The 18,186-nt window shown below is 73.0% G+C and carries 18 protein-coding genes; 6 read left to right on the top strand and 12 right to left on the bottom strand.

Annotated features, from left to right (window positions below; all coding sequences use genetic code 11):
• Positions 1-37 precede the first annotated feature (37 nt).
• A complete protein-coding gene (locus CRP30_RS20710) occupies positions 38-1,072 on the bottom strand; it encodes a glutathione S-transferase family protein (RefSeq protein ID WP_097185926.1) in 1,035 nt (344 codons plus the stop codon).
• A gap of 112 nt (positions 1,073-1,184) precedes the next feature.
• On the opposite strand from CRP30_RS20710, the gene CRP30_RS20705 reads away from it, so the two are divergent.
• The 4 genes from CRP30_RS20705 (at position 1,185) to CRP30_RS20690 (ending at position 3,612) form a co-directional block, all read left to right on the top strand.
• On the top strand, positions 1,185-1,538 hold the full coding sequence (locus CRP30_RS20705) for an ArsR/SmtB family transcription factor (protein WP_097185925.1): 354 nt from the start codon (positions 1,185-1,187) through the stop codon (positions 1,536-1,538).
• The gene (locus tag CRP30_RS20700; RefSeq protein ID WP_097185924.1) at positions 1,535-1,816 is read left to right on the top strand and encodes a hypothetical protein; all 282 of its coding nucleotides are present in this window, start codon (positions 1,535-1,537) and stop codon (positions 1,814-1,816) included. The genes CRP30_RS20705 and CRP30_RS20700 overlap by 4 nt, the downstream gene beginning before the upstream one ends.
• The gene (locus tag CRP30_RS20695; RefSeq protein ID WP_097185923.1) at positions 1,816-2,781 is read left to right on the top strand and encodes an NAD(P)-dependent alcohol dehydrogenase; all 966 of its coding nucleotides are present in this window, start codon (positions 1,816-1,818) and stop codon (positions 2,779-2,781) included. Before CRP30_RS20700 ends, CRP30_RS20695 begins: the two co-directional genes overlap by 1 nt.
• 153 nt (positions 2,782-2,934) lie before the next feature.
• Positions 2,935-3,612 (top strand): hemerythrin domain-containing protein, encoded by a 678-nt coding sequence (locus CRP30_RS20690; RefSeq protein WP_097185922.1) that lies wholly within the window; start codon positions 2,935-2,937, stop codon positions 3,610-3,612.
• Here CRP30_RS20690 and CRP30_RS20685 read toward each other — a convergent pair.
• Positions 3,587-5,872, bottom strand: coding sequence for an ATP-binding protein (locus tag CRP30_RS20685; RefSeq protein WP_159961828.1), 2,286 nt, complete (start codon positions 5,870-5,872; stop codon positions 3,587-3,589). The two genes, CRP30_RS20690 and CRP30_RS20685, sit on opposite strands and share 26 nt — an antisense overlap.
• A 19-nt stretch (positions 5,873-5,891) precedes the next feature.
• On the bottom strand, positions 5,892-6,614 hold the full coding sequence (locus CRP30_RS20680; protein WP_097185920.1) for a hemerythrin domain-containing protein: 723 nt from the start codon (positions 6,612-6,614) through the stop codon (positions 5,892-5,894).
• Between the two features lie 173 nt (positions 6,615-6,787).
• Here CRP30_RS20680 and CRP30_RS20675 point away from each other — a divergent pair, with 173 nt between their 5' ends.
• The gene (locus CRP30_RS20675; RefSeq protein WP_097185919.1) at positions 6,788-8,608 is read left to right on the top strand and encodes a putative bifunctional diguanylate cyclase/phosphodiesterase; all 1,821 of its coding nucleotides are present in this window, start codon (positions 6,788-6,790) and stop codon (positions 8,606-8,608) included.
• A 16-nt stretch (positions 8,609-8,624) separates the two neighbouring features.
• On the opposite strand, the gene CRP30_RS20670 is transcribed toward CRP30_RS20675, so the two are convergent.
• Positions 8,625-9,044 (bottom strand): DUF1810 domain-containing protein, encoded by a 420-nt coding sequence (locus CRP30_RS20670; protein ID WP_097185918.1) that lies wholly within the window; start codon positions 9,042-9,044, stop codon positions 8,625-8,627.
• Positions 9,045-9,094: 50 nt separating this feature from the next.
• Between CRP30_RS20670 and CRP30_RS20665 the strand changes: the two genes are divergently transcribed.
• Positions 9,095-9,679 carry a TIGR03086 family metal-binding protein gene (locus tag CRP30_RS20665; protein WP_097185917.1) on the top strand — a complete coding sequence of 195 codons (585 nt, stop codon included), beginning with the start codon at positions 9,095-9,097 and terminating at the stop codon, positions 9,677-9,679.
• A gap of 40 nt (positions 9,680-9,719) precedes the next feature.
• Here CRP30_RS20665 and CRP30_RS20660 read toward each other — a convergent pair whose 3' ends face one another.
• The 8 genes from CRP30_RS20660 to CRP30_RS20625 all read right to left on the bottom strand — a co-directional run bounded on the left by CRP30_RS20660 (position 9,720) and on the right by CRP30_RS20625 (position 18,139).
• Complete coding sequence (locus tag CRP30_RS20660) at positions 9,720-11,777, bottom strand: primary-amine oxidase (RefSeq protein ID WP_097185916.1); 2,058 nt, start codon at positions 11,775-11,777, stop codon at positions 9,720-9,722.
• Between the two features lie 35 nt (positions 11,778-11,812).
• Positions 11,813-13,348: an APC family permease gene (locus tag CRP30_RS20655; protein WP_200814887.1), complete on the bottom strand. Its 1,536-nt coding sequence runs from the start codon at positions 13,346-13,348 to the stop codon at positions 11,813-11,815.
• 72 nt (positions 13,349-13,420) lie between these two features.
• Positions 13,421-14,134 carry an ABC transporter ATP-binding protein gene (locus tag CRP30_RS20650; RefSeq protein WP_097185915.1) on the bottom strand — a complete coding sequence of 238 codons (714 nt, stop codon included), beginning with the start codon at positions 14,132-14,134 and terminating at the stop codon, positions 13,421-13,423.
• A gap of 2 nt (positions 14,135-14,136) precedes the next feature.
• Positions 14,137-14,709 carry an FtsX-like permease family protein gene (locus CRP30_RS20645; protein WP_097185914.1) on the bottom strand — a complete coding sequence of 191 codons (573 nt, stop codon included), beginning with the start codon at positions 14,707-14,709 and terminating at the stop codon, positions 14,137-14,139.
• On the bottom strand, positions 14,706-15,902 hold the full coding sequence (locus tag CRP30_RS20640; RefSeq protein WP_097185913.1) for an ABC transporter permease: 1,197 nt from the start codon (positions 15,900-15,902) through the stop codon (positions 14,706-14,708). The genes CRP30_RS20645 and CRP30_RS20640 overlap by 4 nt, the downstream gene beginning before the upstream one ends.
• A 110-nt stretch (positions 15,903-16,012) precedes the next feature.
• Positions 16,013-16,399, bottom strand: a complete 387-nt coding sequence (locus tag CRP30_RS20635) for a hypothetical protein (RefSeq protein WP_097185912.1) — start codon at positions 16,397-16,399, stop codon at positions 16,013-16,015.
• Between the two features lie 109 nt (positions 16,400-16,508).
• Entirely contained in the window at positions 16,509-17,249 is a 741-nt protein-coding gene (locus tag CRP30_RS20630) for a DUF6308 family protein (RefSeq protein ID WP_097185911.1), read from the bottom strand.
• Between the two features lie 56 nt (positions 17,250-17,305).
• Positions 17,306-18,139, bottom strand: a complete 834-nt coding sequence (locus CRP30_RS20625) for a hypothetical protein (RefSeq protein ID WP_097185910.1) — start codon at positions 18,137-18,139, stop codon at positions 17,306-17,308.
• Positions 18,140-18,186 lie beyond the last annotated feature (47 nt).

Here is an 18,186-nt window from a genome sequence, read left to right as displayed (position 1 = left end):
CGGTGGCGGCCCGGTCAGGCGTTGTCCACAGGCGCGGTCAGCGGTGCGGGATGCCTCCGGGACCGTGGTCGGCCGGCACCTCTTCGCCCTCGAACACCGGGCCGGGAGGGGTGCCGTCGCCGAAGGGCGCGTCGCCGAGCTGCTCCCGGTCGTGCGGGATCAGCCAGTTCGACGTGTCCGGCCCCGACGGGATGATCTGCGTCGGATTGATGTCGGCGTGGACGACGTAGTAGTGCTCCTTGATCTGCGGGAAGTCGGTCGTGTCGCCGAACCCGGGCGTCTGGAACAGGTCGCGCGCGTAGGCCCACAGCACCGGCATCTCGGTGAGCTTCTGCCGGTTGCACTTGAAGTGGCCGTGGTAGACGGTGTCGAACCGGGCCAGGGTGGTGAACAGCCGCACGTCGGCCTCGGTGATCTGCCCGCCCATCAGGAACCGCTGGCTCTCCAGCCGCTCGCTGAGCCAGTCGAGCGCGTCGAACAGCCGCTGGTAGGCCTTGTCGTACGCGCGCTGCGACCCGGAGAAGCCGCACCGGTAGACGCCGTTGTTGACCTCGTTGTAGACGCGCTGCATGACGTCGTCCATCTCGTCGCGCAGGTGCTCCGGGTAGAGATCCGGGGCGCCGTCGCGGTGGTACGCCGTCCACTGCGTGGAGAAGTCGAGCGTCATCTGCGGGAAGTCGTTGGTGACGACGGCGCCGGAGGGGACGTCGACCATCGCCGGCACCGTGATGCCCCGTGAGTACTGCGGGTCGCGGGCGAGGAAGGCCTCCTGCAGGCGCTCGTACCCGAGCACCGGGTCCCGGCCGTCGGGGTCGAGGTCGAAGGTCCAGCTGCGCTCGTCGTGCGTGGGCCCGCACATGCCCATCGAGATGACCGGCTCCAGCCCGAGCAGGCGGCGGACGATGACCGACCGGTTCGCCCACGGGCAGGCCCGCGCCACGACCAACCGGTAGCGACCCGGCTCGACCTGCCACCCGCTGGACCCGTCCGCGGTGATCCGGTCGGAGAGGTACTTGGAGTCGCGCGTGTACTCGGACTCGACGTACCCGGACCCGCTGTTGTCGTCACTCACCGTTCCAGCCTTCCCGATGCCGGGGTGGCTCAACCGCGCACCCCCTTGCGCGAACGCACGGAACACCTCTACGTTTCACATGTCAGAAAGTTCTTACACGTGAAGGAGCGGCATGACGCCGGACCGGCCGAGCGGCGACCATCTGGTCGAGGTGCTGGCTGCCCTGGCCAACCCCATCCGGCTGCGCATCCTCGCCACGCTCGCCCACGGCCGCGACTACGTCAGCCACCTGGCCCGCGAGATCGGCATCAGCCGGCCGCTGCTGCACATGCACCTGCAACGGCTCGAGGCCGCGGGCCTCGTCGTCGGCACCCTCGAGCTGTCCGACGACGGCAAGGCCATGAAGTACTTCGAGGTCGCCGACTTCGACCTGCACCTCACCGCAGAGTCCGTCGCGCAGGCCGCCGCGACGCTCACCCGACCGGACCCCGCCCCGGGTCCCGCAGACAAGGAGAAGCCCCGTTGAACACCGTCGACACCGGCACCACGTGGCCGGAGGCGATCCTGATCCTCGGCATCGTCCTCGCGGTCCTGCTCCTGATCGGCGGCGCGGCAGCCACCGTCCTGGAGTCCCGCAAGATGAAGGTCGCCGCTCAGCAGGACGCGGACCTGCGCCAGCTGATCGGCCGCTACGAGCAGCTCGCCGAGAAGACCCTCGACGCCCAGCAGCGCACCGCCGCCGACGTCTCCGAGCTGCGCTCGCGGACGGCGTCCATCGAGCAGATCCTGCGCACGGTCGACTGATGAAGGCGATCGTGCGGGAGACGTACGGACCGCCGGAGGACCTGCGCTTCGACACCGTCGACGAGCCGGTCGTCGGGGACGACGACGTGCTGGTGCGCGTGGTCGCCGCCGGTGTCGACCAGGGGCAGTGGCACCTGATCACCGGCCTGCCGAGGGCGATCCGGCTCGCCGGCTTCGGGCTCCGGAAGCCGAAGAACCCCGTGCCCGGCATGGACGTCGCCGGGGTGGTGACGGCGGTCGGCGCGAACGTGACCCGCTTCCGGCCGGGCGACGAGGTGTTCGGCAGCGGCACGAGCACGTACGCCGAGTACGCGACGGCGCCGGCGAAGAACCTGGTGCCCAAGCCGGCGACCGTGTCGTTCGAGGAGGCGGCCGCCGTCCCGATCTCGGCGCTCGCCGCGCTGCAGGGATTGCGGAAGGGCGAGGTCCAGCCCGGGCAGCGGGTGCTGGTCATCGGCGCCGGCGGGGGAGTGGGCTCGTACGCGGTGCAGCTCGCGGTCGCGGCCGGCGCCGACGTCACCGGCATCTGCAGCCCCGGGAAGATCGACTTCGTCCGGTCCCTCGGTGCCGACGACGTCCTCGACTACACCCGCGAGGGCATCACCGACGGCGGACGCCGCTACGACCTCATCCTCGACACCGGCGGCAACCGGAAGCTGCGCGAGCTGCGTCGGGCGCTGACGCCCACGGGCACCCTCGTCATCGTCGGGGCCGAGGTCGGCGACTGGCGGCAGGGCATCGAGCGGCAGCTGCTCGGGATGCTGCTGTCCCCGTTCATCCGGCAGAAGCTGCGCAGCTACGTCTCCATGCCGAACGAGGCCGACCTGCAGAGCCTGGCCGACCAGCTCGCCGCCGGCACCCTGCAGGCGCCGCTCGACCGGACCTTCCCGCTGGCCGATGCCGGCGCGGCGATCCGGTACCTGCGCGACGGCCGGGCCGCGGGCAAGGTCGTGCTCACCGTCTGAGGCTCCACGCGCGAGTGTGCGGAAACCGAGGCCTCAGCCGTCTCGAGCGCCCGGCAGCCGCACACTCGCGCGCCAGCACCGGGAGCAACCGTGGGGGCGGTGTGGGTGCCGTGTGGGTGTGCTGCCTCGGCCGCCCCCACCAGGCTCGATGCCATGACCGAGACCCCGAGCACGACCCCCACCGCCACCCTCACCGACGTCCACGACATGGTCGTCGTCCACCGCGTCTTCCGCCGCGAGTTCCGGATGCTGCCCGAGCTCGTGCGCGCTGTCCCCGCCGGCGACACCGCCCGGGCCGCCGTCCTCGCCGGGCACGGCCGGCTCCTCCTCCGGGGCCTGCACGGCCACCACACCAGCGAGGACCTGCTCCTCTGGCCCAAGCTGCTCGACCGGTGCGCCCCCGACGCCGAGCTGGTCCACCGCATGGAGGCCCAGCACGAGCGGGTGCACGACGCCATCGAGCGCATCGGCCCGGCCCTGCAGCGGTGGGAGGCAGAGGCGCGTCCGGCGGTCACCGAGGAGGTGGCGACGGCGTTCGACGAGTTGCGCGAGGCACTGCTCGAGCACCTGGCCGACGAGGAGCGCGAGATCCTCCCGCTGGCCGCCCGGCACGTCACCCAGGACGAGTGGAACCAGCTCGGCGAGCACGGCATGAAGGAGACGCGGCTGAGCGAGATGCCGATCCTCTTCGGTGCCGTCACCGAGGAGGCGACCCCGGAGGAGAGGGCGCACATGCTGTCCGTCGTCCCGCCCCCGGTGCGGTTCCTGCTGCGGACCGTCCTGGCCCGCCGGTACGAGCGCTACATCAGCCGGGTCCGGAACGGTCGCTGATCCGCGCGGCGAGCCCGGGGACGTCCTCCGGGCGCACCCCGCGCCCGCGTTCCCAGGCTCGCCGGAAGGCGTCCTCGCCCAGCTCCTCGCGCACCACCGCCAGCCAGTGCGCGGCCACCGCCAGGTCGGGCGGGAAGGTGACCGCCACCGACCCCGCCTCCGCGGTGGCCGACCCGGCCGCGAACAGCTCCGCGGCGAGCTCGGGAAGGCCCCGGCGGGCAGCGACGACGGCGAGCCCCGGCACCGTGTAGACGAGGGTCCACGTGGTCCGTACCTCGGCCGCGAGCACCGCGGACTCCGTCCACGTGTCCAGCGCCGTCCGGTCGTCGTCGGCCGCCAGGGCGAAGCTCGCCCGCACGTTGAGCACGGTGGCGAGGCTGAACGGGTTGCCCAGCTCGCGGGCGAGCCGCTCCGCCTCGCCGAGCGCGGCGACCGCGCCCTCGCCGTCGCCGGCCTGGAACCGCAGCTGGCTCTCGGCCAGCGCCGTGTGCGCGCCGGCCCACGACTCGGTCCCGGCGAGCTCGCGGACCTCGGCGAGGTCACGCTCCGCCCGGGCCAGCTCGCCCAGGAACGCCGACGCCGAGGCGGCGAGGACCAGGGCCTCGGCGAGGTGGTCAGCGGCAGCCACCCGGCGCGCTGCGTCGGCGGCGGCCCGCGCCGCGGACGCCGTCCCGGGGACGTCGCCCGAGGCGAACCGGAGACCGGCCAGCGTCAGGTGGAGCGCGGCGCGCGTGCCGTCGTCCGACGGTTCGGCGGCGATGCCCGCCACCGAGCCGATGGCCTCCACCGCGTGGCCGCGCAGCGCCCAGTACAACCAGGTGTCGGCGCCGATCCGGGCCGCCGCTGCGGGGTCGTGCCCGGCGAGCCGGCGCATGGTGGCGGTGAGGTTGTCGTGGTCGCGGTCGAGCCGGTCCAGCCACTCGGCCTGGTCGGCGGTGCGCAACGGGCTCCGGGCGTCCGCGGCCAGGCCGGCGAAGAACGCGGCCGCCGCATCGGCCACGGCATCGGCCTCGCCCGACTCCGCGAGCCGGCCGGCGGCGTACTGGCGGATCGGCTCCAGCATCCGGAAGCGGGGCTCCGGGTCGTCCTGCGGCAGGACCAGCGACTGCTCGGCCAGGCCGACCAGCACGGGGACGACGTCATCGGCCCCGGCCACGTGCTGGGCGGCGTCCAGCGAGAAGCTGCCGGCGAACACGGACAACCGCCGCAGCAGGCGTTGCTCGTCGGCGGTCAGCAGGTCGTGGCTCCAGTCGAGGGTCGACCGCATCGTGCGCTGGCGCGGCGGGAGGTCGCGGCTGAGCGGTGAGCTGACGGCGGAGTCCAGCCGGCCGAGCAGCGCGGCGGGGGTGAGGAAGCGGGCGTGCGCGGCGGCGAGCTCCAGCGCGAGCGGCAACCCGTCGAGCCGGCGGCAGATGGCCGCGACGTCGGCCGCGGTGGCGTCGGTGACGGCGATCGGCCGGCCCGCCGCGCGTGCCCGGTCGAGGAAGACCTGGACAGCGGGCGAGGCCGAGACGGCCGCGGCGGCACTGCTGCGGGGCAGTGGGAGCGGGTCGAGCGGCCGCTCCAGCTCGGCGCGCACCCGCAGCGCCGCCCGGCTGGTGGCCAGTACGACGAGCCCGGGGCAGCGGGCCAGCAGTTCCGCCACGTCGGGGGCGGCGTCGAGCACGTGCTCCACGTTGTCGAGGACGACGAGCTGCCGGCGGGTGCCGACGAACATCGTCAGTGCGTCGAGCAGGGGAGCGGCGAGCGCCGGTGCCCCGAGCGCGCGGGCGACGGCGGGCAGCGCCAGGCGGGCCTCCCGCACCGGGGCCAGCTCGACGACCGCGACGCCGTCGGGGAAGTCGGCGGCGAGGCTGCGCGCGACGTCCATGGCGAGGCTGGTCTTGCCGACCCCGCCGGGTCCGGTGAGGGTGACCAGCCGGCCGGCGCCCGACCGGAGCAGCCCCACGATCTCCGCGCGCTCGGCGTCGCGGCCGATGAGCGGGGTGGCCGGCGCGGGCAGCCGCGGTGGCGCGACGGCGGGCCCGGGAGCAGGACGGGCGGCGGCCGACAACGCCGCCCGCTCGTCGTCGTCCAGCCCGAGGGCGTCGGCCAGGGCGCGCAGGGTGTGCGGATAGGGGCGTCGGCGCTCGCCCCGCTCCAGCGCTCCGACCGCCTTGCCGGTGAGGCCGGCGCGGGCGGCGAGCTCCTCCTGGGTGAGCGCCGCGCGCTCGCGGACGCGCCGCAGCAGCTCCGCGAACTCGCCGGGACCCTCGCTCACCGGCAGCAACGTAGCGGGCTCAGGCCGCCGGCGGGGCTCCCCGCAGGCGCACGACGAACGCGCGGTAGTTGCGCCGGCCGACGATGCGCCAGGCGGTCCGGGTGGCCGGGGCGAGGCCGGCCATGAGGCGGGCCCGGTCGATGGCGCAGGCGTCCTCGAGCGCCAGGCCGACGAGGAGCAGCTGCTCGCGCCCGGTGAGATCCGTCGTCGCCGCCCGGCTGACCGCCGTCCACTCGGTGTCGGTGAGGTAGCGCGCCAGCAGCGGGTGCAGCTCCCGCTCCTCCTCGGCGAGGTGGGCGTCGATCGTCGACGCGAGCCGGGTGCAGGCACGGGCGAAGGCGTTGCGCGCGCCGATGGTCTCGGCGACCGCCCACTGCCGGGCGGTGGTGGAGAGGTCGCGCAGCATGTGGTCCAGCAGCGCCGCCCGGCTGGTCCAGTAGGCGAGGGTGTCCCGGGCGCCGTCCTGCTCCCGTGCCGGCAGGCCGCGGAACAGGGCCGGCCAGAGGAGCTCCCGCTCGGTCGCGTGGTGCTGCAGGAGGATCCGGGCCAGGAGGTCCGCGTGCCCGGTGAGGTCGGCGGTGCGGCACGCGTCGTCGGCCGGCGCCCAGCTCGCCAGCTCGGCCAGCAGCCGGAACTCCCGACGCACCGCCTGGTGCAGCACCCGCTGGTAGGCGACGGCGGGGGAGTGGCGCGGCGCCTCCTCCGTCGACGGGCGGGGGCGGGTGAGGGTGGCGGCGGTCATCGGGCACCTCTGGCTTCGGTGTGTGCGGACGCGTTCGACGCTAGGGAGAGGCGCGTCCCGGCCGACAGGTACAGCTGTCCCGGAACTCGGGGGACCCGGCCGGAACGTCGGGGTGTGGCGTGGGCCACGGCCGAGCCCCCTCCTCGGGGTGAACGTCCAGGTCAGAGCTACGGATGTCCGCCACGGACGACGACGACACGATCATGGTCATGGCGATGCTGGACGGCGGGCTGCGCTCGCTCCGGGACGCGAACGAGGCGCAGCTGACGGTGGGCGACCTCGCCGTCGAGGTGCCGATCCTGCCGGGCACGAGCACGTGCGAGGACCTCGACCGGCTGTTCGGCCGGACCGCCGGGGGCTCCTGCGCCGTTGTCCGGCACCCGCATCTGGACGGCGTCGTCGGGCTCGTCGAGCGCGGCCGGTTCGAGGCGCTGATGAGCGGCCCCTACGGCTACGGCCGCTCGCTCTACGGTCGCCGGCTGCTGGCCGACGTGGCCCAGTGGGACGCGCTGACGCTGACGCCGGAGACGACGGTCGTCGAGGCGTCGAGCCGGGCCATCACCCGATCGCCCGAGCACGTCCAGGACCACGTGCTCGTGCAAGCGGCGGGCAGCGTGCGCGCCGTCCCGATGCCGGTGCTCCTGTCGGCGGTCGCGCGCGACCTCGCCAACCAGGCCCTGCGCGACCCGCTGACCGGGCTGGCCAACCGTGAGGCGTTCTTCGGCCGGGTCGAGGAGTCCTGCCGCCGCAGCGCCACGCAGCCCGGCCACCAGACCGCCGTCCTCTACCTGGACGTCGACGGCTTCAAGAGCGTCAACGACACCCTGGGACACGACCGCGGTGACGCTCTCCTGAACGAGGTGGCCGCGGCGCTCATCGACGCCGCCCGGCCGGTCGACCTGGTCGCCCGCCTCGGCGGCGACGAGTTCGCCGTCTGCCTGGACGTGGAGACCGGTCCGGGCGCGGAGGTCGACACCACCCTCGCCGAGCGGGTCGCGACCCGGATGCACGAGGCCGTCGCCGGTCTCCGGCGCGACGACGCGGTGCAGCAGCGGGTGCGGGTCAGCGTGGGCGTGGCCGTCACGGCCGGCGGCCCCATCGACGCGCGGGCGCTCGTCCGTGCCGCCGACCTCGCGATGTACCGGGGCAAGCGGGACGGTGGCGACGTCGTGGTCGGACCGGTCGTCGTCGCCACCTCCGCCCACGCCGACCCGCTGCTGGACACCTCCATCGAGGCCGCCATCGCCCGGGGCGAGTTCCGGCTCCTCTACCAGCCGATCGTGGCGCTGCGGGACGGCCGGCTGGCCAGCCTCGAAGCGCTCGTCCGGTGGCAGCACCCGCGGCTCGGGCTGCTCACCCCCGACGCCTTCCTCCCCGCCGCGCAGCGGGCCGGCCAGCTGGTCGCCCTCGACGACTGGGTCCTGCGCACGGCGACCTCCGACTTCGCCGCCTGGATGCATGCCGAGGCGGCGGCCGGCCGCGACCGGCCGGTGGCGCTGAACGTCAACGTGAGCACCGACCGGCTGCTCTCGGCCGGGCTGGACGACGTCCTGCGGGCCGCCGCGGCCGCGGCGAACCTCGAGCCCGGCCTGGTCCGCGTCGAGGTGCCCGAGCAGCTCCTGGTGGACCAGCTGGGTGCGGCCACCGAGGCCCTCGACCGGCTCAGCGAGGCCGGCTTCAAGGTCACCCTGGACGACGTCGGCGCGGGCGGCACGTCGCTCCGGCACCTGCGCGAGGTGCACGCCGACGGGCTCAAGATCGACCGCTCCTACGTGCAGCGGATCCTCACCGACGACCGCGACCGGGCCCTGGTGCAGATGCTCGTCGACTTCGCGGCCAGCACCGGCATCGCCGTCACCGCCGAGGGCGTGGAGACCCTGGAGCAGCGGGACGCGCTGCTGGCCATGGGGTGCCAGTACGCCCAGGGCTGGTTGTTCTCGCGGGCCGCACCGCTGTCCGAGGCGCGGGCTCCCTCGGCTCTCCTTCCCGTCTGATCAGCGGCGCCTTCGATCAGAGGCGGCTGGTCGTGGCGTCGTCCTCGGCGCCGCCGAACCAGTGGTCGAGGACCTCGCGGAACACCGGCACGTCCGGTCCGGCATGGGCGAAGAGCGTCATCGACGAGCGGAGCTTCTGGGCGTCGACCGGCCCGAAGACCCTGTCGGCGTCGGTGGTGTCCAGGGCGGTGAGGGCACGGGCGCACTCGACCAGCCGCCGCCCCAGCGTCGGGTGGGCCAGGTAGGCGCGGGCCTCCGCCAGGCCCGAGATCGCGAACCGCTGGGCCATCCCGCTGCGGGCGAGTCCGGCGACCTGGGGGAAGACGAACCACATCCAGTGCGTGCGCTTCTGGCCAGCGCGCAGCTCGGCGAGCGCCTGGTCGTAGGTCTGGGCCTGCGCGTCGAGGAACCGCTGGAGGTCGAAGGCATCGCTCACCCCGGCAGCTTGCCCGATGAGTTCGCGAGCGCCACCCGGTCGTAGCAGGCATGCAGACGACGACCCTCGACCTCGGCCCGCAGACCGCCGAGGTCACCCGCATCGTGGCGGGTGTCCGCGAGGACCAGTTGTGCCACCCGACGCCGTGCACCGGCATGAACGTGGCCGCCCTGCTCGACCACCTGGTCGGCCTCACGGTCGCGTTCCGCCGGGCAGCGGAGAAGGCCGAGGGGACCGGCGGGCAGGAGCCGGACGCCGCGAACCTCGTCCCGGACTGGCGCACCCGGTTGCCGGCCCAGCTCGAGGCCCTCGCCACCGCCTGGCGGGACGCGGACGCGTGGGACGGGATGACGACCATCGCCGGGATGGAGATGCCGGCCGCCGACGTCGGTCTGGTCGGCATCAACGAGGTGCTGGTGCACGGGTGGGACCTCGCCGTCGCGACCGGGAAGGAGTACCGCGCCGACCCGGCGACCGCGCAGGCGTGCCTGGCCTACAACCTGGGGTTCGCGGCCGGCGCACCGGAGATGCGCGACCAGATCTACGGGCCGGTCGTGCCGGTGCCCGACGACGCCCCGGCGTTCGACCGGGTGCTCGGTCAGACCGGCCGCGACCCGGACTGGGCCACCGGCTGACCCGTCCGGCGCCGCCCCGCGAGCGGCGCCGGACGGTCGTTCAGTTCAGCTCGGCGTCGGCGTGCTCCACCGCCGGCATCCCGTGCCCACCGTGCCCGTGACCCGCGCAGGAGCAGCTACCGGGCGCGCAGTGGCACGCGGCGGCGCTCGGCGGCAGGTCGAGCGCCGGGTTGCCGTCGAAGAAGCCGACGGGCTTGAGCATGAAGCCGATGTAGGCGCACGGCATGACCGGCCAGTCCTCGGGCCGGACGACGTGGTGCGCGCCGACGGTGTACCAGAGGACGACGTCGGTGTCCTCCAGCGGAGCGTCGTCCGCGACGTACTCCGGCAGCCCCTGCGCGTCCGGGCTCTGGTACGGGTAGTTGCCGGCGGCGTAGAGCTCTGCCGGGTCGTACCTCGTCACCCACAGGTTGTGCTGCACGAACCGGGCCCGGTCGAAGATGGCCGAACCCTCCTGCAGCATCGAGGGGACCACGTCGCGCGGCATGAGCTTGTAGCCGACCGGGCTGCCCAGCTCGTTGAGCTTCGACGGGTTGACGACCTTCCAGTACCGCGCCGTCGAGAACTCCCAGTCGCGACCCCCCGAGGCCTCGGACTCGACCAGCGTCTCGCGGGTGATCCACGCGTTCGAGTGGGGGTTGAGGGCGGGGTCGGGCTCCGGGACGGAGTCGATCTCGTAGACGCTGTTGTCCGGACCGTCGATGCACATGTCCATGCGCACGTTGAAGTGGTGCTGGTGGTGCGGCCCGTAGAGCCCGGGCGCGACGAGGTTGCCGTACCGGGGCTTCTCGCCCTCGGCGATGGCGCCGGTGGTGAGGACACCGGTCAGCTTCACCTCGTACTCGATGTTGCCGTCGGTGTAGAGGTACCAGAAGAAGCCGTACTCGTAGTTGCCGACGGTGGCGATGAAGGAGATGACCAGCCGGCGCGAGCGGCGGACCTCGACGACGCCGGTCCGGAAGTCGGTGTGCTTCCAGGCGATGCCGTAGTCCTCCTCGTGCATGCAGACCGCGTTGGGGATGGTGACGGCGTTGCCCATCGAGTCGTTCACGACGCCGTCGAAGTAGAAGATCTCGCCGAGGCAGTCGCAGCCGAGGGTGAGCGGGTTGGCCATCAGCCCCATCCCGACCTCGCCCATGTCGAACACGTTCTTGTTCCAGTGGGTGGGAGCGGTGTCGCCGTAGGGGACGACCATCTCCGACAGGGCCGCCCGGTACATGATCGGCCGCTCGACGCCGCGGTCGGTGTAGCTGAGCTGGTGCAGCACGAGGCCCTCGCGCGGGTTGAAGCCCACCCGCAGCGACCACTTCTGCCAGCTCACTCCGTGGCCGTCGACGGTGAAGCTGGCCCCCTCGGGCTGGGTGATCTCGATCGGCTTGAGGTCGTCGCGGAACTGGGTGAACGCCGGCCGGTTGCCCTCGGCGAACATGAACCGTTCCTCGTAGTTCCCGGCGTAGCGGGGCAGCGGGACGACGCCGTGGTCCTCGACGTCGACGACCTGCATGGCGTCGAGGTCGAAGGTGACGATGACGCCTTCGACCGGGCGCGCGTACCCGTGCTCGCCCGGGGCCGACCGCATGAAGGTGAGCGGGCGGCAGAGCAGCGGGGCGTTGTCGTAGTGGTCCTGCGCTCCGTAGTAGCCGGTGGGCCACGGGTCGACCATCGCCAGGTCGAAGTCGGTGATGCCTCGCCGGCGCATCGCCTCCTGCCAGCGCGGGTCCTCCACCACCACCTTCTCCACGCCCTCCATGTGCTCGGCGAGGTAGGAGGGGAAGCGGCCGGGCACCGGCGTCCAGCCGACGATCTCGCCGACGCCGAGGTCGACGACGCCCTCGTAGATCATCTTCTCGGCGCCGTCGTAGGCGACGACGAAGGCCTGCCGGGGTGGTGCGTCAGCAGGGTCGAAGGTCAGGCTCGCCGGCTTGGCCGGCTCGGCGAGGGAGATCATCACGAATCGCAGCGTGCTGGTGCTGTACTCGCTGGCCAGCACGATCGAGCCGGCGCGCTCGATCTCCGCGCCACTCAGCGGGTCGAGCGGGTGGGCGGGACCGGCGGGTGCTGCGTCGAAGAGCTCGGTGATCGCGGTGTCGACTGCCATGGGATGGGTGCTCCTGGGGTGTGGAGGGATGCCGGTCAGGCGGGGTCGCCGGTGGTGGCCTTGTCGCGCTGCGCGGGCAGCTCGAGGACGGCGAGGTGGGCGAGGGCGTCGGGCTCGCTGAGCTTCCCGGCCGAGCGCCGTCCGAAGACGTAGATCAGCAGGCCGGCCAGCAGCGTGACGGCGGTGATCGAGCCCAGCCAGGTCATCCAGGTGGAGGCGGGGACGTCGATCCAGGGCGTGGCGAAGGAGTAGTAGATGCCGCCGAGGGTGCTGAGGGAGCCGATGATCGCGACCGCCCAGACGGCCGGCATGCCACCGGGGATGCGCCAGAAGTCCTCGGTGGCGTAGCGGTCGGCGTACTTCTGGCGGGCCCGCACCAGGGGCACGAAGAAGAAGAAGCCGGACACCAGCCACACGACGCTCAGCGCACCGGTCAGGTAGACGGTCACGTTGGCCAGGCTGGACTGGGAGAACAGCGCCACCATGATCGTCGACGACAGGGCGCCCTGGACCAGGAGCGCCGTCACCGGATTGCGGGTGCGCGGGTTCAGGTGGGTGAAGATGCGCGGCAGGTGGCGCTCCAGCCCGGACACGAAGATCAGCCGGGAGTAGGCGATCTGGTAGGTCACCAGTGCCACGAACACGATGAGCGCGAGGACGACGGCGGCGACCTCCATCAGGCCGGGGAAGCCCGCGACGTCGAGCATCCCGATCACGCCGGTGACAGGGTCGATCTGCGCCGAGGGCAGCGCCATCATCGTGCCGAGGGTGGTCAGCAGGTAGATGGCGATGAGGGCCAGCGAGCCCCAGCCGATCATGCGGGTCGCGCTGCGCTTCACCGAGAGGAACTCCGCGCCCATGTTGAACGGCGTCTCGACGCCGACCAGGTAGAGCAGCACGGTGCCGAAGAGGAAGCCGCCCACGGCGAAGTTCGGGATCAGCGCGTCGCGGGCCACGAACTCGGTGGCCGGCCCACCGTTGTTGACGGCATACAGGGCGCCGGCGACGAAGATGACCGCCGTCAGCACGCCGTAGGCGATGAACGACGCGTTCATGATCCGCTGGTTCGCGGCCAGCTTCGCCAGCGCGAGACCGATCACGATCCAGAGGATCAGCAACTGCAGGATGATGCTGAGGGTCAGCCCGATCTCGGCGTGGAACGCGAGCAGCAGCAGCTGGACGACGATGGCGGGGGAGGCCGCGCCGTTGAGGATGACCGGCATCCAGGACAGGTAGCCGCCGAGGAAGGCCAGCGGCTCGTTGAGCGTCCGGTAGGCCCAGATGTAGACGCCGCCCTGGCCGGGCCAGAGGTTGCCCAGCTCGGCGACGGCGAGGCCCGCCGGGACCAGGAAGACCACGATCCCGAGCACCCACATGGGGATGGCGTTCCACCCGCCGGTGGCCATCACCGAGGAGCCGGTGATCCAGCAGATGATGAACACGTAGGTGGCGGTCAGCCCGAACGTGCTCATGACCTTGGGCAGGACCTGCTCGGGGACCAGCTCCGTGGTCATCAGCTTGTCGCGCGGTGGGGTGGTCGTGGTCGTCGGTGCTTCAGCTTCGGTGGACATGTCACTCCTGGAGAAGGGCATGGCGGAACTCGGCGGGTGGCGGGGGCGGAGCGGGAAGAGCGCGGGCTCCAGCTACTCGATGGCGCCGTCCTTCATGCGGACGACGCGGCTGGCCTCCTCGGCGACCGTCGGGTCGTGCGTGCTCGCGACGACGGTGACGCCGAGGTTCGAGCACAGGTCGCGCAGCAGGCGGACGACGGTCGCGCCGGTGCGGTGGTCGAGGTTGGCCGTCGGCTCGTCGGCGAGGATCAGCTTCGGGTTGCTGATCAGCGAGCGGGCGATGGCCGTGCGCTGCTGCTCGCCGCCGGACATCTTCGTGGGCGAGTGGTCGACCCGGTGGCCGAGCCCGACCAGCTCCAGCAGCTTCAGCGCACGACGCCGCAGTGCCTGGCGGTCGTAGGGCTCGAACATGAGCGGGAGCTCGACGTTCTCCACGGCCGACAGGAACGGGATCAGGTTGTAGCTCTGGAAGATGAACCCGACCGTGTCGTGCCGGAGCGCGGCGAACTGACTCTCGGTCAGCGTCGCGGTGTCGGTGCCGTTGATGACGACGGTGCCCTTGGTGGGCCGGTCCAGCCCGCCGATGATGTTCAGCAGCGTCGACTTCCCGCTGCCGCTGGGACCCATCAGGCAGACGAACTCCCCGGGCAGCACGGTCAGGTCGGCCTCGACCAGCGCCTTGACGACCTCGTCGCCCAGCTTGTGCAGCTTCCACGCGCCGCTCACCTGGACGACGGGTGCGTCGGTGACGTTTGTTCCGGTGGGGCTCTCCGCGGCGAGGGTCATGGTCAGGCTCCAGACGAGAGGGATCGGACGGGCGGGCGGGAGGCGGCTCGCCAGGTCGGCAGGATGCTGGCGGCCAGGGCCGCGACGGCGCTGACGACGACGGCCACCAGGACACCGACGGCGATGCCGGTGGGGGACACGCCGGAGGCGGCGGCGCCGGTGGCCCCGAGCACCGCGGCGGTGCCGACGGCGGCGACCGAGCCGACGACGGCGCCGGCGACCGAGGCGATGACCGGCTCGACGAGCAGCGCCGCGACGACGGGCGGGCGGGGCACGCCGGTCGCGCTCAGCACGCCGAGCTCCCGCGTGCGGTGGACGACGGTCCGGGTGGTCGACACGGCCACCTCCACCACACCGACCAGCAGCACCGTGACCGCGATGAGGACGACGGCCCGCTGGATCTCGTCGGCGTGCCCGAGCGCTGCGGCCTGGGCGCTGATCCCCGAGGCCATGCCGAGCACGAGGACGAGGAGGAACGCGCCGGTCGCCGTGGTCACGATCGGCAGCACCAGCGCGCCGGCGCGGCGGCGGGTGGAGAGCAGCCCGTAGGCGAGGCCGAGCTTGAGCTGGGTCATGCGGAGTCCCCGAGGAGCTGGACCGGCCGCTGCTGGAGCAGCCGGTGGACGGGCACGAGGGCGCCGACGATCGCCATCGCAGGGAGGTAGGCGGCCACGGTGCCGGCGGCGGCGAGCCAGGCCACCGGCGTGGCTATCTGCGGCACCACGAGCCAGACGGCGACGCCGGCGAAGGTGATGCCGAGCAGGTACGCGGAGAGGAAGACGAGCGCGGACTCGACGAGGAAGAAGTAGAGGACCTCGTCGGCCAGGCCGATGCTGGCCATGATCCCGAACTCCCGGCGCCGCTCCTGCACCGCGGCGAGGAAGGAGGAGATGGCGATGACGAAGCCGAGGACCAGGCCGATCACCGAGATGAGGCCGAACGCCGAGCTCGTCACCTGGCCGGAGAAGAGCGCGGAGAACTTCTGCTCGAACGTCGTCGCGCCGCTGCCACCGACCGCGTCGTAGATCAGCCCCTCGCCGTCGGCCTCGGGCTGTACCGCGGGGTCGGTGGTGGAGGGCAGCCCGGTCTCGGCCGACATCATCGAGCCGAGGTCGTTGCGGCCTGCCAGGTCGGCCGGCTCGGTGAGCGTCCACCAGCCGTTGCCGCCGACCACGTCGCCCGCGACGTCCTCCGGCACGGCCACCACGGCGTCGCCGTCGCCCACGGTGACCGCCAGGTCGGCGCTGCCGACGGCGAGGGTGTCGCCCGAACGCACGCCGAGCGTCTCGGCGGCCTGCGAGCCGACGACGGCGGTGCCGTCGTCGATCGCGTCGCTGCCGTAGAGCGCGAGGTCGCCGGCGCCGGAGCTCCACACGCCGGCGATGGTGCGGGTGGCGGTCCAGCCGTCCGGGACGGCGAGCCCGGGAGCCGGTCCGTCGGCGACGATGGCCCCGACCTCGCTGTCGTAGTGGACGCCCGCGGCGGGCACCGCCCACAGCGAGGCGCCGTCCAGGACGCGGGTCACCGAGTCGCTGCCGGTGATGGCGAAGCTCGAGGAGATCGTGCGGACGACGGTCACCGAGAGGATGGCCAGGGCGATCCCGAACACCGCGAGGGCGAAGCGCTCCGGGCGGCGGCGCACGTTCGCGAGGGCGAAGCGGAGGAGCCGGACGATCGTGCTGTTGCGCAGGGTCGCGGCGGCCGCCTCGATCTGCGCCGGGCGCTCGAGGGTGCCGCTGCTGGTCTCCTCGAGGGTGGTGGCTGCCATGGGGGAACTGTGCGGCCGCTGTGTTTCCCCTGTTCAGGCCGCCATTTTCCGTGCTGGTGAACGAACGGCGTGTCAGGTGAACGGCCCATGACCGGAAGCGCACCGCGTGCTCAGCGGCGCACGGCCGCCAGTGCGGCGAGGAGGAGTTGCGCGGCGACCAGCGCCAGTCCGGACCACATCAGCGTCCCGGGTCCGGCAGCGCCGGGGTGCACGTGCTCCGCCGGCGCGCTCAGCATCTGGGCGTGCAGCACGAGCATCGCCGCGTCGGCGGCGGCGGTGAGCGCCCACACGCTGCCGGTCGGATGCCGCCAGAGGTGCCACGCGCAGGGGAGGCAGACGAGGGCCATGCCGACCATGGCCAGCGAGCCGAGCGCGGTGAGGTCGACCAGGAGCAGGTGGACGAGGGCCGATCCGACGGCGAGGACGGCGGCGGCCCGGCCGAGGACCGCGGCGTGCGGCGCGATCAACCCGTCGGATCGCGACGAGACCGTGGTCATGGGTTCTCCCGGTGCAGCAGGGCGCCCGGTCGGCGCCGTCCGTGCAGGACCCTGGCCGCCGAGGGTTTCGACGGCGTCTCGGGGGCGGGTCGATCCGGCGACTCCTGCGCTACGCGTGGACGCGTCCCAGCGCGACCGCGTGGGTGAGCCGCAGGGTGCCGCTGAGCCACAGCAGGATGTCGTGCAGGCGGAGGACGGTCAGCGGGCTCTCCAGGAGTTTCGCCGCGCGCTCGTGGAGGACGTCGAACGCGGCCCGGTTCGTGCGCAGCTCCCGGTGGATCACCGCCTCGACGCCGCTGTCGCCCTCCCGGACGTGGGGGAGCAGCTGCCACCGGGTCGCGCGGTGCAGCAGCGGGAACAGCGACGGGCGCCGGTGGTGCAGTGCCGCGACCACGTGCTCCGCTGACACGCCGGCCGCGCCCTCGCAGCGCTCGCGGATCCGGCGCAGCCCGGCGCCGACGGTGCCCGGCTCGGCGAGCACCGAGAACTCGTCGTCCGGGAGCTCGCCGAAGGTGCGGCCGCCGGCCCGGTCGGTGACGGCGCCGGCGAGCGGGTCGATCGAGGGCAGGACCGCCTTCATCGCCGACCAGGACACCGGGTCGAGGCGCCCGTGCAGGCCCTCGGCGGTGAGGATGTCGTGCTCGCCCAGCGGGTCGACGGCGCCGGGCCGGCGGTCGAACCGCTCGTAGGCGAAGGCCGGGATCTCCACCCACCGCCCGGTGCGCGCGTTGGGAGCGCGGTAGTGCAGCGGCCGCCGCCCCCGGGCGTAGCCGAGGACGGCGGCCAACGCGGTGTCGAGCGGGAGCGGATCCGGACCGGCGCTCGGCAGGACCAGCACGTCGTCGTCCACGGTCGCCTCCTCCCGGTCCTGCGGCCATCGTCCCAGGCCCGGGAGGCGGCGGCGGGCTAGCTGCGGGACAGGGCCGGCCGGGTCTTCGCCCAGGCGAGGAACTTCGCGGCCTGCTGCAGGTCGGGGATGTCGTTGCCGACGAGCGAGCGGAGCAGGTCGTTGCTCCACACCGCCAGGCGGCCGATCGTCCAGGCCACCTTCTCCGCGGCCGGGAGGTCGAGCTCGAAGACGAGCTTGACGATCTCCTTCTTGCCGTCGGTCGGGGCGGAGTACTTCAGGATCGGCAGGAACCGCTCGGGCTCGACGACGCAGAGCACCTTGGTGAGCAGCGGCTCCTTGTTGAACGAGGGGAAGCCGACCTTCTTGCCGTCGACGAGGTGCGTGAGCCGGTCCTCCAGACGCAGGCTCTCGGGACCGTGCAGCAGGTACTCGATCGACTCGCGGACCTTCTCGGCGGCCCGCTCCGGCCCCTGCGTCTTCCAGGCCCGGTTGAGGCCGGACATGTTGCCGGCACTGGCCACGGTGTCGGTGAGCGCGAACTGGAGCAGGTCGTCGGGGCTCGCGTCGCGCAGACCGTCCCGGGTGAACAGCGCCTGGTACTTCGCCCGGAACTCGGCGGCCGTGGTGTCGGGCTCCCGGTGGTCGAGCTGGAAGTCCTGCGCCAGGGCGGCCACCCGCTCCCGGACGTCGAGGCGGACGTCGAGCGGGGTCGGGAACGCGGCGTGCAGGGAGTCGATGGTGCGGACGGCCGGCCGGCCCGGGTCGCGGCGGGCCTCGCCGCGCAGCCACTCGTGGCCGCAGTCCTCGCAGTGGATGAGCAGCCGGCTGTCGGCCTGCGGCGTGCCGTTGATGTCCTCGCTGTTGCACTTCGGACAAGCGATCAGAGCCATGGGTTCCCGTTCGTTCGGTGGGTCCGTGCACGTGCACCGGCCTGCCC

Source organism: Blastococcus haudaquaticus (assembly GCF_900230285.1).
Taxonomy (GTDB): domain Bacteria; phylum Actinomycetota; class Actinomycetes; order Mycobacteriales; family Geodermatophilaceae; genus Blastococcus_B; species Blastococcus_B haudaquaticus.
The sequence above is the reverse complement of the archived record's forward strand: the minus strand, read 5'-3'. Positions and strand labels throughout refer to the sequence as shown.